Annotated in this window: 11 protein-coding genes; all 11 read left to right on the top strand. The window is 78.2% G+C overall.

Annotation, left to right across the window (positions count from 1 at the left end):
* Positions 1-2,341 precede the first annotated feature (2,341 nt).
* Positions 2,342-3,181 (top strand): hypothetical protein, encoded by an 840-nt coding sequence (locus FS882_RS13030; RefSeq protein ID WP_187365294.1) that lies wholly within the window; start codon positions 2,342-2,344, stop codon positions 3,179-3,181.
* Positions 3,178-4,230: an HAD-IIA family hydrolase gene (locus FS882_RS13035; RefSeq protein ID WP_158373494.1), complete on the top strand. Its 1,053-nt coding sequence runs from the start codon at positions 3,178-3,180 to the stop codon at positions 4,228-4,230. The genes FS882_RS13030 and FS882_RS13035 overlap by 4 nt, the downstream gene beginning before the upstream one ends.
* A gap of 126 nt (positions 4,231-4,356) precedes the next feature.
* Entirely contained in the window at positions 4,357-4,500 is a 144-nt protein-coding gene (locus FS882_RS21030) for a hypothetical protein (protein WP_187365301.1), read from the top strand.
* Between the two features lie 5 nt (positions 4,501-4,505).
* The gene (locus tag FS882_RS13040) at positions 4,506-5,360 is read left to right on the top strand and encodes a TlyA family RNA methyltransferase (protein WP_187365295.1); all 855 of its coding nucleotides are present in this window, start codon (positions 4,506-4,508) and stop codon (positions 5,358-5,360) included.
* Entirely contained in the window at positions 5,357-6,271 is a 915-nt protein-coding gene (locus FS882_RS13045; RefSeq protein ID WP_154730485.1) for an NAD kinase, read from the top strand. The genes FS882_RS13040 and FS882_RS13045 overlap by 4 nt, the downstream gene beginning before the upstream one ends.
* A gap of 15 nt (positions 6,272-6,286) precedes the next feature.
* Positions 6,287-8,017 carry a DNA repair protein RecN gene (gene recN / locus FS882_RS13050; protein WP_158373495.1) on the top strand — a complete coding sequence of 577 codons (1,731 nt, stop codon included), beginning with the start codon at positions 6,287-6,289 and terminating at the stop codon, positions 8,015-8,017.
* Between the two features lie 6 nt (positions 8,018-8,023).
* Entirely contained in the window at positions 8,024-9,214 is a 1,191-nt protein-coding gene (steA, locus tag FS882_RS13055) for a putative cytokinetic ring protein SteA (RefSeq protein WP_158373496.1), read from the top strand.
* Between the two features lie 73 nt (positions 9,215-9,287).
* Positions 9,288-10,370: a copper transporter gene (locus FS882_RS13060; protein WP_158373497.1), complete on the top strand. Its 1,083-nt coding sequence runs from the start codon at positions 9,288-9,290 to the stop codon at positions 10,368-10,370.
* Positions 10,367-11,332 carry a hypothetical protein gene (locus FS882_RS13065; RefSeq protein WP_262348284.1) on the top strand — a complete coding sequence of 322 codons (966 nt, stop codon included), beginning with the start codon at positions 10,367-10,369 and terminating at the stop codon, positions 11,330-11,332. The genes FS882_RS13060 and FS882_RS13065 overlap by 4 nt, the downstream gene beginning before the upstream one ends.
* The gene (murJ, locus tag FS882_RS13070) at positions 11,329-13,143 is read left to right on the top strand and encodes a murein biosynthesis integral membrane protein MurJ (protein WP_158373498.1); all 1,815 of its coding nucleotides are present in this window, start codon (positions 11,329-11,331) and stop codon (positions 13,141-13,143) included. Before FS882_RS13065 ends, murJ begins: the two co-directional genes overlap by 4 nt.
* Positions 13,140-14,231, top strand: a complete 1,092-nt coding sequence (locus FS882_RS13075) for a glycosyltransferase family 4 protein (RefSeq protein ID WP_158373499.1) — start codon at positions 13,140-13,142, stop codon at positions 14,229-14,231. Before murJ ends, FS882_RS13075 begins: the two co-directional genes overlap by 4 nt.
* Positions 14,232-14,245 lie beyond the last annotated feature (14 nt).

The raw sequence follows: 14,245 nt of genomic DNA on the forward strand, positions 1-14,245 counted from the left end.
ACCCGGAAGCTAAGCCCTTCAGCGCCGATGGTACTGCACTCGCCAGGGTGTGGGAGAGTAGGACGCCGCCGGACATCATTTCAGAAAGAGCCACCCCTCCGGGGGTGGCTCTTTCTGTTTCCCGGTACCCCCGTGCACCTGCGCGGGCGCCTCCCTGGGCCGCGTTCGAGATGAGCGCTGCCTGAGACGCACGGCGCGCCGCCCGCATGCGCGCGCCGCAGTCGCCGAGCCCGCGGAAGATGCTGTCTTCCAAGGACTCATGGCAGCATCTGCCGCCCCCTCGGCGTGGTGGCTGCCATGGCTTCACCGTGCACGTGGCGCAGCCGCGCGCTCGCACCCTTGGGCCTACGGCGCACTTGTCCCGCATGCGCGTTCGACGCTCTCGTCCGGCGTGGCTGGTCGAAGCGCCATCGTCACCGTGCGGGAGCTCACGTCGCTCCCACGACAGAGGCACGATCTGACCCCCGCACCGGGTGCGCGCGGGTGCGAACGTCTCCGTGCGTCGGGCGTGCGTGCGTGCGTGCGCCGCGCCGAGTCTCCGGCGCGTGCCTGTGTTCGGGTGCGTGTCCGGAGTCCGGTTCCGGAGAGTCGGTGGCAGCACGTGGGGACTCGGCCGTGCGCGCAGGTGACGGGGGGTCCGTGGTGTGCTGCGGCGGCTGTGGTGCTCGCCCGATGCGAGGTCTTCGGGTCGCGGATGAGACCATGGTCGGCGGTCGAACATGAGGAGCAGCGGGACATGAGCAGCGACGAGCGCGGGACGCGTTCGGCGGACGAGGGCGGGCGCCGCAGCGGCGGCGTCGGTCGGTACGGCAACCGGGGCGCGGCGCGCACCGGCGGCGACGAGCGCCCGGCGCGCACCCCTCGGGTCGCGGGTCAGCGGCGCAGCGGAGGCGATGAGCGCGGCTGGCGTTCGGCCGTCGAGCAGAGCGGCACAGCCGGCGCGCGGGGGAGCTCTGCCCGCGGAGGCGAGCGCGACGCGCGCACGGACCGTCGGGACGAGGGCGGCCGCGGCTACGCCGGCGACCGTCGGCCGGCCGGAGGCCAGCGTGCCGAGGGCGGCGCGCGCGACAGCCGTTCGTCGGGTGACCGGCGCGGTGCCGGCCGCAGCGGCGGCGAGCGCACCGGTGGGTACGGCGCGGACCGGGGTCCGGCGCGTGACGGGGGGCGGTCCGGTGGGTACGGCGCGGACCGGGGTCCGGCGCGGGACGGGCGGCGATCCGGCGGATACGGCGCGGACCGCGGCAGTGCGCGCTCCGACCGCGGTGACTCCGGCTCGGACCGCGGTGGCTTCCGCCCGGACCGGGGTGGGTCCCGTCCCGAGCGCTCCGGCGGGTCCTCCGCGGACCGCAGCGGCGGCTACCGGTCCGACCGGGGCGCCGCGCGGGACGGCGAGCGCGGTGGCTACCGCGGCGAGCGTCGCGAGGGCGGATACGGCCGCGGCGGCGAGCAGGGCGGCCAGCGCTCCGGCGGCTACGACCGCTCCGCCCCGCGCGCGGGTAGCTACCGGCGCGACGCCGAGGGCGGCGAGCGGGCGGGCGGCTTCCGCTCCGACCGCGGCACCTCGCGTCCCGGCGGTCCCGCCCGCGGCGAGCGCCCGGGCGGCGAGCGCGGCGGGTACCGCGGCGATCGTCCTGCTGGGTCGGACCGTGGCGGCTACCAGCGCGAGGACCGCGGGGGCTACCGCGGGGGACGTGACTCGGGCGCGCCCGGCGCCGAGCGCGGCGGGTACCGCCGGGACGACCGCGGCGGGCCCCAGCGCGATGACCGCGGTGGCTACCGCGGCGGGCGCGACGGCGGCGCGGGTGCGGCCGGCGGCGACCGGGGCGGCTACCGCTCGGACCGCGGCGGGCAGCAGGGCGGTGGCTACCGCGGCCGTGACGGCGGGTCGTCGGCCCTCGGCGAGCGCGGCGGCTACCGGCGTGACGACCGCGGCGGCACACAGGGTCAGGACCGCGGCGGCTACCGGCGTGACGACCGCGGCGGCGCACAGGGTCAGGACCGCGGCGGGTATCGCCGGGACGACCGGGCCGAGCGCGGGGGTTCCCCGCGTGATGACCGCGGCGGGTACCGCGGCGGTCGCGACGGGGGCCAGGGCGCGTCCGGCGGGTACCGCCGGGACGACCGGGGCGAGCGTGGCGGCTACCAGCGTGAGGACCGTGGGGGCTACCGCGGCGGTCGTGACGGGGGCCAGGGCGCGTCCGGCGGCTACCGCCGGGACGACCGCGGCGGCCACCAGCGTGACGAGCGCGGCGGGCACCGTGACGAGCGCGGTGCCTACCGCGGCGACCGCTCGCCGCACCGCGAGGGCGACGACCGTCGCCCGAGCCGCCCGCCGCAGTCGGTGCGCGAGTACGGCCCGGAGATCCCCGAGGACGTCGAGTTCAGCATGCTCGACCGCGAGGTCCGGGCGCGCCTGCGCACGCTGAGCAAGGACAACGCGTGGGCGGTGGGCCGGCACCTGGTGATGGCGGGCCGGCTCATCGACGAGGACCCCGAGCTCGCCTACGAGCACGCCCAGGCGGCGGTGCGGCACGGCGGCCGGGTGGACGTGGTGCGCGAGGCGGCGGGCCTGGCGGCGTACCGGACCGGTCGGTTCGCCGAGGCGCTGCGCGAGCTGCGCACCGTGCGGCGGCTGAACGGCTCGTCGGAGCACCTGGCCGTGATGGCGGACTGCGAGCGCGGCCTCGGACGGCCGGAGCGCGCGATCGCCCTGGCGGCGTCCCCGGAGGCCGAGGACCTGGACCCGACGACGCGGGCCGAGCTGGCGATGGTGGTCAGCGGGGCGCGTCTCGACATGGGCGACCCGGACGCCGCGATCGCCGCGCTGTCCGGCGTCGGCTCGGGCCCGGTGCGCACGCTGCTCGCGGCGCGCGTGGTGCAGGCCCGGGCGGACGCCCTGCGCGCCGCGGGTCGTGGCGCCGAGGCCGACGAGGCCGAGGCGACGGTGCCCGCCGCGCTGCTGGCGCAGGTGCAGGGCGCGGACGAGGACGACGACGTCGTGGTGTTCGACCTCGACGAGGACGACGCGGAGATCGCGGACGGCGAGCTCGACGAGTCCGACGCGGCGGACCTCGACGCGGCCGCCCCCGACGCCGGGTCCGACGACGACGCCGAGAACGACGACACCCCCGACACCCCCAGCGCCGCCCCCGTGGGCGACGAGGACACGGAGGACGAGTGACCCCCGCACGGCTCCTCGGCAGCGACACCCCGCTGGCCGAGCGCTACGACCTGGCCCTGGTCGACCTGGACGGCGTCGCGTACCGCGGCCACGAGCCCATCGACGGCGCCGCCGCCGGGCTCGCGGGCGCCCGCGCGGCCGGCATGCGCCTGGTGTTCGTGACCAACAACGCCTCGCGCGAGCCGGAGTCGGTCGCCGACCAGCTCACCTCGCTGGACATCCCGACGCAGCCGGGCGACGTGCTGACGGCGGCGCAGGCCTGCGCGGCGCTGCTGGCGACCCGCCTGCGGCCGGGCGCGAAGGTCCTGGTGGTCGGCGGCGCGGGCCTGGTCACCGCGGTGCGCGAGGCGGGCTTCGAGGTCGTCACGTCCGCGGACGAGCACCCGGAGGCCGTCGCCCAGGGCTTCGCCCCGGAGCTGGGCTGGGCGCAGCTCGCCGAGGCCGCGTACGCGGTGGCGGGCGGCGCGTGGTTCGTCGCGAGCAACCTCGACAAGAGCCTGCCGACCGCCCGGGGCTTCGCGCCGGGCAACGGCGCGCTCGTCGGGGCGGTGCAGGCGGCGACGGGCGTGGTCCCGGACAGCGCGGGCAAGCCGGCGTCGACGATGTACGAGATCGCGGTCGAGCGGCACGGCGCCCGGGCGGCGCTGGTCGTCGGCGACCGGCTGGACACCGACCTGGCGGGCGCCCGGACGGGCGGGTTCGCGGGGCTGCACGTGCTCACCGGCGTCAGCACCGCGCGCGACGACGTCCTGGCCCCCGCGGGTCTGCGGCCGCACTACATCGCGGCCGACCTCGGCGGCCTGCTGGTCCCGCACCCGGAGCCGGAGCCGGCGGCCGAGGGCTGGTGGGCGTGCGGCGGGGCGGCCGCCCGTGTGACGGCGGGCCGGCTGGAGCTCGGCGGGGACGCGCCAGCGGGCGTCGACCTGGTGCGCGCGGCGTGCGCGGCGGCCTGGGCGGCGGTCGACGCGGGCGACGCGCTGGACGAGTCCACCGTGCCCGACCTGCGTGTCACCCCCGAGGACGCCGCGGGGGCGGTCGCCGGCCGGTAACCTGGCCGGCAGCGCAGGGGTGCACACACAGCAGACGTGGGACCAGCCGGGGGACGCGACGGGGCCAGCAGGCCGGTCCGTCGCGGGCTGGCGGCAGCCGCCGCGGGCGGAGTGGGGAGTGGAGCCGTGGAGCCGACGGGCGACCAGGCGGTCGACCAGGCGGTCGTGCGCCTGACCGAGGTCACCGAGCTCACCCTGCGCGAGCAGCTCGCCGTGTTCGACGCCGTGCACGCGGCCCTGCAGGACCGGCTCGCCGACGCGGAGGGCTGAGGCGGGTGCCGACGCGCGTCGACGCCGCCCTGGTCCGTGACGGGCTCGCCCGGTCGCGGAAGCACGCGGCCGAGCTCATCGCCGCGGGCCGGGTGACGATCGACGGCGCGCCCGTGCGCCGTCCGGCCGCCCCGCTGGGCGACGGCCAGCACGCGCGCGTCGAGCCGGGAGCGGACGGTCCCGGCGACGACTGGGCGTCCCGCGGCGCGCACAAGCTGCTGGGGGCCCTCGACGCGTTCGGCGACGTGGTGGTCGAGGGCCGGGACTGCCTGGACGCCGGCGCCAGCACGGGCGGGTTCACCGACGTGCTGCTGCGCCGCGGCGCCCGCCGGGTGCTGGCGCTGGACGTCGGGCACGACCAGCTGGTCGACCGGCTGCGCACCGACCCGCGGGTCGAGGCGCGCGAGGGCGTCAACGTGCGGTACCTGACCCCGGCCGACGTGGCCCCGGCCCCCGGGCTCGTGGTGGCCGACCTGTCGTTCATCTCGCTGACCCTGGTGCTGCCCGCGCTGGCCGCGGTGGCCGCGCCGGGCGCCGACCTGCTGCTGATGGTGAAGCCGCAGTTCGAGGTGGGGCGCGAGCGCCTCGGCTCCGGTGGCGTCGTGCGCAGCGCGGACCAGCGCGCGGAGGCGGTGCTGGCCGTCGCGGCGGTCGCGCAGGAGCTGGGTCTGGAGGTGCTCGGCGTGGCGCGCAGCCCGCTGCCGGGCCCGAGCGGCAACGTGGAGTACTTCCTGCGGCTGCGCCGCAGGACCGAGCGCGCCGGCACGCAGCGCACCGGGCCCACCGGCGACGTCCTCACCGGCGACGCCCTCGCGGCCCGGGTCCGTGCCGTCGTCACCGAGCAGGAGGAGGGCGCATGACCAGCAGGCGGGTCCTGGTCGTCACGCACAGCGGGCGGGCCGAGGCGGTCACGGCGACCGAGGAGGCCGCCGCGGCCCTGGAGGCCGCCGGCTTCACGCCGGTGCTCGCGGGCGAGGACGTGCCCGGCATGGCGTTCCACGACATCGAGCTGGCGATGATCCTCGGCGGTGACGGCACGATCCTGCGCGCCGCCGAGCTCGCGCGCGGCGCCGGCGTGCCGCTGCTGGGGATCAACCTGGGCCACGTGGGCTTCCTCGCGGAGAGCGAGCGGGACGACATCAAGGAGGCGGTGCGCCGGATCGCGGCGGGGGACTACACCGTCGAGGAGCGCACGACGCTCCAGGTGCAGGTCCAGGTGCCCGGGCGCCGGGACCCGGTGACGGGCTGGGCGCTGAACGAGGCGGCGCTGGAGAAGGCCGAGCCGGCCCGGATGGTCGAGGTCGTGCTCGAGGTGGACGACCGCCCGCTGTCGAGCTTCGGCTGCGACGGCGTCGTGCTGGCGACGTCGACCGGGTCGACCGCGCACGCGTTCTCGGCGGGCGGGCCCGTCGTGTGGCCCGAGGTCGACAGCCTGATCGTGGTGCCGCTGTCGGCGCACGCGCTGTTCGCGCGCCCGCTGGTGGTCGGCCCGCGCAGCGTCGTCGCGGTCGAGGTGCTGACGCGGTCGCCCTCGGCGGCGGTGCTGGTCTGCGACGGCCGCCGGCACATCGAGGTGCCGGCCGGCTCGCGCGTCGAGGTGCGCCGGTCGCCGGTCCCGGTCAGGCTGGCCCGGCTGACCCCGGCGCCGTTCACGGACCGGCTGGTGAACAAGTTCGGGCTCCCCGTGGTCGGATGGCGGGGCCGCGCGCCGGAGATCCCGGGGCGCGACCGGGGGACCGGCGCCACCCGCGCGCCGGCCGACGAGGACTGAGGAGCGGACGCGCGCGTGTTCGAGGAGATCACGATCAGCGACCTGGGCGTCATCACCGGCGCCCAGATCCGGCTGCACCCGGGGCTGACCGTCCTGACCGGGGAGACCGGCGCGGGCAAGACGATGGTGCTGACCGGGCTGAACCTGCTGCTCGGCGGCAAGGCCGACCCGGCGACGGTGCGCACCGGCGCCAGCACGGCGGTCGTCGAGGGCCGGGTGGTCGTGCCGGAGGGCTCGCCGGTGCTGGAGCGGGCCGAGGAGGCCGGGGCCGCGGTGGACGACGACGGCGGGCTCCTGCTGGTCCGGACGGTGCAGGCCGCGACGGACGGGTCCTCGGGCCGGTCCCGCGCGCACCTCGGCGGCCGCTCCGTGCCGCAGGCGGTGCTGGGCGAGCTCGCGGAGCAGCTCATCACGGTGCACGGGCAGCAGGACCAGGCGCGCCTGCGCTCGCCGCAGCACCAGCGCGAGGCCCTCGACGCGTTCGCTGGCGCGGCGCACGGCGCCCTGCTCGCGGAGTACCGGCAGGCGTGGGCGGAGCGCGGCCGGCTGCAGGCGACGATCGACGACCTCACGGCGCGGCGCCAGGACCTCGCCCGCGAGGCCGAGCTCCTGCGGCTCGGGCTGGCGGAGGTCGAGCGGATCGACCCGCAGCCCGGGGAGGACGTCGAGCTGGGGCGGGAGATCGAGCGCCTGGAGCACGCGGAGGACCTCCGCGCCGCCGCCTCGGGCGCGCACGCGGCGCTCCTCGGCGACGAGGACGCCGGCGACGAGGCCGCGAACGCCGGGGCGCTGGTCGAGCACGCCCGGCGGCTGCTGGACGGCGCCGGCGCGCACGACGCCCGGCTGGCCGAGCTGCGGGACCGGGTGGCGGAGGCCGGCTACCTGCTGGCGGACGCCGCCACCGAGCTGTCCTCCTACCTCCAGGACCTGCAGGCCGACCCGCTGCGCCTGGACGCCGCCCAGACCCGGCGCGCCGAGCTCGCGTCCCTGACCCGGTCCTACGGCGAGGACGTCGACGCGGTGCTGCGCTGGGCCGACGAGAGCGGCCGCCGGCTGCTCGACATCGGCGACGGCGACGAGAAGGTCGCCGAGCTGACGGCGGAGCGGGACGCCCTGGACGCGCGGCTCGCGGAGCTCGCGGGGCGGATCGGCGCGGCCCGGCGCGAGGCCGCCGAGCGGCTCGCCGCGACCGTCTCCGCGGAGCTCGCCGGGCTGGCGATGGGCGGCGCGAGCCTGACCGTCCGGGTCGAGGCTGCGCCCGAGCCGGGCCCGCACGGTGGAGATGTCGTGGAGATGCTCCTGGTGCCGCACCCCGGCGCGCCGGGCCGGCCGCTGGGCAAGGGCGCGTCCGGCGGCGAGCTCTCCCGCGTGATGCTGGCGCTCGAGGTGGCCCTCGCCACGTCGCCCGACCGGGGCGAGCACACCCCCGGGACGTTCGTGTTCGACGAGGTGGACGCCGGCGTCGGCGGCCGCGCCGCGACCGAGGTGGGGCGCCGGCTGGCGGCCCTGGCGCGGGGTTCGCAGGTCCTGGTGGTGACGCACCTGGCCCAGGTCGCCGCGTTCGCCGACCGGCACCTGGTGGTCACCAAGTCGCGGGACGGCGCCATCACGGCGTCCGGCGTGGCGGAGGTGGTCGGGGAGGACCGGGTCCGCGAGCTGGCCCGGATGCTGTCCGGCCAGGAGGAATCCGGTACGGCGCGCGCGCACGCGGCGGAGCTCCTGGAGCTGGCGGATCTGGCACGATGAACGGCGATGAAACTCCTGCCCTCGCGTAAGCGCTCCGCCGCGTCCCCCGGGGGCGAGCTCGTCGGCCCCGCCCGGGTCGACCCCCGCACCAAGTCGCTGACCAAGCGCCTGCGTCCGGGTGAGATCGCCGTGATCGACCACGTCGACATCGACCGGGTGTCGGCCGAGGCGCTCGCCGCCTGCAAACCGGCCGCGGTGCTCAACGCCGCGCGCTCGACGTCCGGCCGGTACCCGAACCTCGGCCCGGACATCCTGGTGTCCGCCGGCATCCCGCTCGTCGACGACCTCGGCCCCGACGTGATGACCCTGCGCGAGGGCCGCACGCTCCGCGTCGAGAACGGCGCGGTGTACGACGGCGACACGCTGGTCGCCGAGGGCACCGTGCAGACCGAGCAGACCGTGGCGACCGACCAGGCCGCCGCGCGCGAGGGGCTGTCGGTCCAGCTCGAGTCGTTCGCCGCGAACACGATGGACTACCTGCGCCGGGAGCGCGACCTGCTGCTGGACGGCGTGGGCGTGCCGGACATCACGACGCAGATCGAGGGCCGGCAGGTGCTCATCGTGGTGCGCGGGTACCACTACAAGGAGGACCTGGTCACGCTGCGGCCGTACATCCGCGAGTACCGCCCGGTGCTCGTCGGCGTGGACGGCGGCGCGGACGCGATCCTCGAGGCCGGGTGGACGCCCGACATGATCGTCGGCGACATGGACTCGGTGTCCGACCGCGCGCTGCGCTGCGGCGCCGAGATCGTCGTGCACGCCTACCGCGACGGCCGCGCGCCGGGCCTGGCGCGCGTCGACCAGCTCGGCGTGCCGCACATCGTGTTCCCGGCGACCGGCACCAGCGAGGACGTCGCGATGCTGCTGGCCGACGACAAGGGCGCCGAGCTCATCGTGGCGGTCGGCACGCACGCCACCCTCGTCGAGTTCCTGGACAAGGGCCGCTCCGGCATGGCCTCCACGTTCCTCACCCGGCTCCGGGTCGGCAGCAAGCTGGTCGACGCCAAGGGCGTGTCCCGGCTGTACCGGAACCGGATCTCCAACCTCCAGCTGACGCTGCTCGTGCTCGCGGGCCTGCTGGCGCTCGGCGTGGCCCTGGCGTCGACGACCGCCGGCCAGACCCTGATCGGGCTGACCGCGGCGCGCTGGGACGACTTCGTCTACTGGCTCGGGTCGCTGTTCGGCGGGTCGTCATGACGCGCGCCGCCACGCCCCGACCCGCCACCTCCCGTGCCGCGCACGCGCCGGCACCCGATCGAGAGCTCTCCCTGTGATCGACTTCCGCTACCACCTCGTCTCGCTGATCTCGGTGTTCCTCGCGCTCGCGGTGGGCATCGCCCTCGGCGCGGGCCCGCTCGAGGAGACGATCGGCAACACGCTCACCGGGCAGGTGGACCAGCTGCGCAGCGAGCGGGACCAGCTGCGCTCGGACCTGGACGACGCGGGCTCCGATCTCGCCGCGTCCGACGCGTTCGTCGAGGCCGCCGGCGCGGAGCTCGTCGCGGGCACGCTGGCCGACCGCCGCGTGGCCGTGGTCGCGCTCGGCACGGTCGACGGCGACGCGCTGGCCGCGATCGAGGGCCAGCTGACCGGCGCCGGCGCCACCGTGAGCGCGAACGTGGCGCTCAACGACGCGTGGTCGTCCACCGACCTGCGGTCGTTCCGCCAGGCGCTCGTCGGCAACATCTCCAGCTACCTCGACCCCCAGCCCGCCGACGACGCCACCGCGGACACCTCGCTGTCCGAGGCGCTCGTCCAGGGCCTCACCGGCGCCGACCCCGCCAACCCCGACGCGCTCGGCGCGGACGCGGCGACGCTGCTCGAGTTCATGACCTCCGGCGACTCGCCGCTCGTGACCGTCGAGGGCGAGATCACCCAGCCGGCCGACGCGATCGTGCTGGTCGCGCCGACCGTCGCGCCGGACGCGGTCGCCACCGACGCGACCCCGGACGCCGACGAGGCCGCCGCTGTGCTGCAGTCGCAGATCGCGCTGGCCCGCGTCGCGCAGTCCCGGTCCGAGGGCGCGGTCGTCGTGGACGGCCCGGTCGCGGACGGCACGCTGGTCGCCACGATCCTCGGCGACGACTCGGCTGCCGAGGCGCTGACCACGGTCAGCGACGGCGACACGTCCGCCGGCCAGGTGTCGGTCCCGCTCGCGCTGAACGCGCGGATCGGCGGCACCAACGGGCACTACGGCCGCGGGGGCGACCTCACGACGGTGCCCACCGCGACGACGCTGACCCCGCCGGACCGCACGCCGGTCGCGACCGGGGACGCGGGCGCGGGCGACGCCGCCGGCGACGTCACGGGCGACGCGGGCGACGGCGCCGCCGACGAGGGGGCGCAGGGGTGAGCATCGCCCGCCGCCTGGCCGCGGCCGCCGCGGCCCGGGCCACCACGACCGTCGTGCGCGGCCTGCTGGACGACGAGCCGCCCGGCGGCGCGCGCCGCTGGGAGCGCACCAACCACCGCGGCGAGCCCGTGAGCCTGCTCGGGGGGCCCGCGGTCGCCGCGGGCGTGCTGGCGGGCGGCCTGGTCGGCGCGCCGTCGGTCCGGGACGGCGCGGCGCTGGCGGTCGCCACGACGAGCGCCGCGACGTTCGGGCTGGTCGACGACCTGACCGAGGACCGCGAGGGCACCGTGCGCAAGGGGCTGCGCGGCCACCTGGGCGCCCTCGCCCGCGGCGAGGTCACCACGGGCGGGCTCAAGGTGCTCGGCATCGGCGCGGGCGCGCTGGTCGCCGCCGCGCTGAGCCGGCCGCACGACCGGCTGCCCGCCGGACGCGGCGCCGCGGCCGCAGCCCGGCTCGCCGACGTCGCGGTCGACGGGGCGCTGATCGCCGCCACCGCCAACCTGGTCAACCTCCTCGACCTGCGGCCCGGGCGCGCGCTGAAGGCGGCGACGATCGCCGCCGCGCCGGCGGCGCTGCTGGGCGGCCGTGGCGGGGCCACGTCGGCCGCGGTGGTGGGCGCTGCCCTCGTCGAGCTGCCGGCGGACCTGGGCGAGCGGGACATGCTGGGCGACTCCGGCGCGAACGCCGTCGGCGCGGTGCTCGGCACGGCCGCGGTGCAGGGCTGCCCGCGGCCGGTGCGGCTCGCGCTGCTGGCCGGCGTGGTCGCGCTGACCGTCGCCTCGGAGAAGGTGTCGTTCACGCAGGTGATCGCCCGCACGCCGGTGCTGCGCGAGCTCGACGCGTGGGGGCGCCGGCCGGCGCACGCGCCCGCCGCGGGCAGCGCCCCGCTGGCCGGCGCGCCCGACGATCCCGGCGGGTCGCCGGGCGACGCCGCCGCCGCGGGCGGGGTGCCCGGGCGGTGAGCCGCCGGGCCGTCCTGTCCGGTCTGGCGGGCGCCGCGGCCCTGATCTCGGCCGTGACGGTCGTCAGCCGGCTGCTGGGCTTCGCGCGGAACCTGGTCTTCACGAACGCGGTCGGCCTCACCGACGTCGGCGACGCCTACAACTGGGCGAACACGCTGCCCAACGTGCTGTTCGAGGTCGCCGCGGGCGGGGCGCTGGCGGGCGCGCTGATCCCGGTGATCGCCGGGCCCCTGGCCCGCGGCATGCGGGACGACGTGTCGCGGATCGCCTCCGCGATGCTCGGCTGGACCCTGGGCGGGCTGGTGCTGATCGGCGCCGTGCTCGCCCTGGCGGCCGAGCCGATCGCCGCGCTGTCCCGGGTGGACACCGCGGCGGAGCGCGACCTCGTGACGTTCTTCGTCCGGGTGTTCGCGGTGCAGCTGCCGCTGTACGGGCTCGCCGTGGTGCTGTCCGGCGTCCTGCAGGCGCAGCGCAAGTTCTTCTGGCCGGCGTTCGCTCCGGTGCTGTCGAGCCTCGTGGTGATCGGCGCGTACGCCGGGTACGGGCGGCTGCTCGCCGACGCGGGTGTCGCGGGCGGCGCGGGCGAGGCGTCCGTGCTCCCCGCCGGCGCCGCCGCCCTGCTGGCCTGGGGCACCACCGCCGGCGTCGCCGCGATGGGCCTGTGCCAGGTCGTGCCCGTCTGGCGGTCGGGCGTGCGGCTGCGCCCCGCGCTGCGGTTCCCCGCCGGCGTCGCGGCCCGGGCGCGGGGGCTGGCGCTGGCCGGCATCGGGGCGCTCGTCGCCCAGCAGCTCGCGGTCCTCGTCACCATCACGCTGGCCCAGTCCTACGGCGGCGAGGGCGCGCTGTCGGCCTGGCAGACGATGGTGCAGCCCACCTACCTGCTGCCGTACGCCGTGCTCGCGGTGCCGCTCGCGACCAGCACGTTCCCGCGGCTCGCCGCCGCCGCGCAGCGCGAGGGCCGGCCCGGCTACGCCCCGCTCGCGGCGGTGACGACCCGCGGCGTGCTCGTCGCCGGGGCCACCGGCGCGGCGATGCTCGTGGCGGTCGCGCCCGCGGCGACGGCGGTGTTCCGGGCGATCGGCCGCGGCAACACCGAGCTGATCGCCGCGGTCTCCGACGCGCTGACGCTCGTGGCGCCCGGGCTGCTCGGCTTCGCGCTCGTCTTCCACGTGTCCCGGGCGCTGTACGCGCTGGAGCGCGGCCGGCTGGCGGTGCTCGCCGCCAGCGCCGGCTGGGTGACCGTGGCCGCGGCGTCCTTCGTCGCCTGCCTGGTGCTGGTCCCGGGCGGCCGCGACGCCGCCGCGACGCTGCACGCGCTGTCGCTCGGCAACACGATCGGCATGGTCGTCGCCGGGGTGGCGCTGCTCGCCGTGCTGCGCGCGGCCGCGGGCGCCGACGCGGTCGCGGGCCTCACCCGCACCCTCGCGGTGCTGGTCGCGGCGGGTGCCGTCGCCGGCGTCGTCGGCCGGTGGGTGGTGGACGCGGCGCAGGCGCTGACCGACGGCGTCCCGGGCGCGGTCGTCGCCGCCGCGGGCGGGGCGGCGGTCGTCGTCGTGCTCGTGGTGGGTGCGGTGGCGGTGCTGGACCGGTCCACGCTGACGGGGCTGCTGCGGCGGGGCGCGGGCGGCGGCGCGGACGCCGGCGCCGCCGCCGGCGAGCCCCCGGCGGACGCCCTGGTGCCGGGCACGGACCCCGACGCGCACGCCGACGGCGCGGCGGCCCCGACGACCACCCCCACGACCACCCCGGCGCCGGGCGCCGGGCCCGCGGCCACCGGCCCGGACGACCGACCCCGGGAGGCGGGCCGATGACCCGACGCGTGCTGCAGGTGCTGGGCTCGAGCGCGGGAGGGGTCGCCCGGCACGTCGAGCAGGTGTCGACCGCGCTCGCGGCGGCCGGTGACCGCGTCCTGGTGGCGGGGCCGTCCTCGCTGGCGCCGACCGTGGCCGCGGGCGAGGGCGTCGGCTTCGCCGCGGTGGAGATCGCCGACCGCCCGCACGCCTCCGACGCGCGGGCCGTGGCCCGCCTCGCCGCGCTGGCGCGGGACGCCGACGCGGTGCACGCGCACGGGCTGCGCGCGGGCGCGCTCGCGGTGCTGGCGGTCCGTGGGCGGCCGCACCCCGGCGGGTTGCGGCCGCGCGTCGTCGTCACGCTGCACAACCTGCCCGTCGGCGGCCGGGCGATCCGTGCCGTGTCGGCGGTGCTCGGCCGGGTGGTCGCGCGCGGCGCCGACGTGGTGCTGGGCGTGTCCGGCGACCTCGTCTCGCTGGCCCGCGCGCAGGGCGCCCGCCGCGCCGAGCGCGCGCTGGTGCCGGCGCCCGCGCGTCGCGCCCCCGGCCAGGACCGGGACGCCGTCCGCGCCGGTCTCGGCGTGGCGCCGGGGGAGGACCTCGTCGTCACCGTGGCCCGGCTCGCCCCGCAGAAGGGCCTGGACAGCCTCGTGGCCGCCGCGGCCGCCGCCGGACGCACCCGGCCCGGACTGCGCTGGGTCGTGGCGGGTGACGGTCCGCTGCTCGCCGGGCTGCGCGCGCGGGTCGCCGAGGCGGACGCGCCGGTCGACCTGCTGGGCCGCCGCGAGGACGTGGCGGACCTGCTCGCGGCCGCGGACGTGGTCGCCTCGACCGCCGTGTGGGAGGGCCAGCCGCTCGCCGTCCAGGAGGCGCTGGCGCTGGGCGCCGCGCTCGTCGTGACGGACGCGGGCGGCACCCGCGAGGTCACCGGGGACGCGGCGGTGCTCGTGCCGGTCGGCGACGCCGCGGCGTTCGCGGAGGCGCTGACCGGGGTCCTCGGCGACGACGCCCGGCGGGCGGCGCTGCGCGACGCCGCGCGGGCACGGGCGGCGACGCTCCCCGGGATCGCCGACGTCCTGACCCAGCTGGACGCGGCCTACGCCCGCTGACGGGGCCGGCAGGC

The organism is Cellulosimicrobium cellulans, assembly GCF_007679345.1.
Taxonomy (GTDB): domain Bacteria; phylum Actinomycetota; class Actinomycetes; order Actinomycetales; family Cellulomonadaceae; genus Cellulomonas; species Cellulomonas cellulans_A.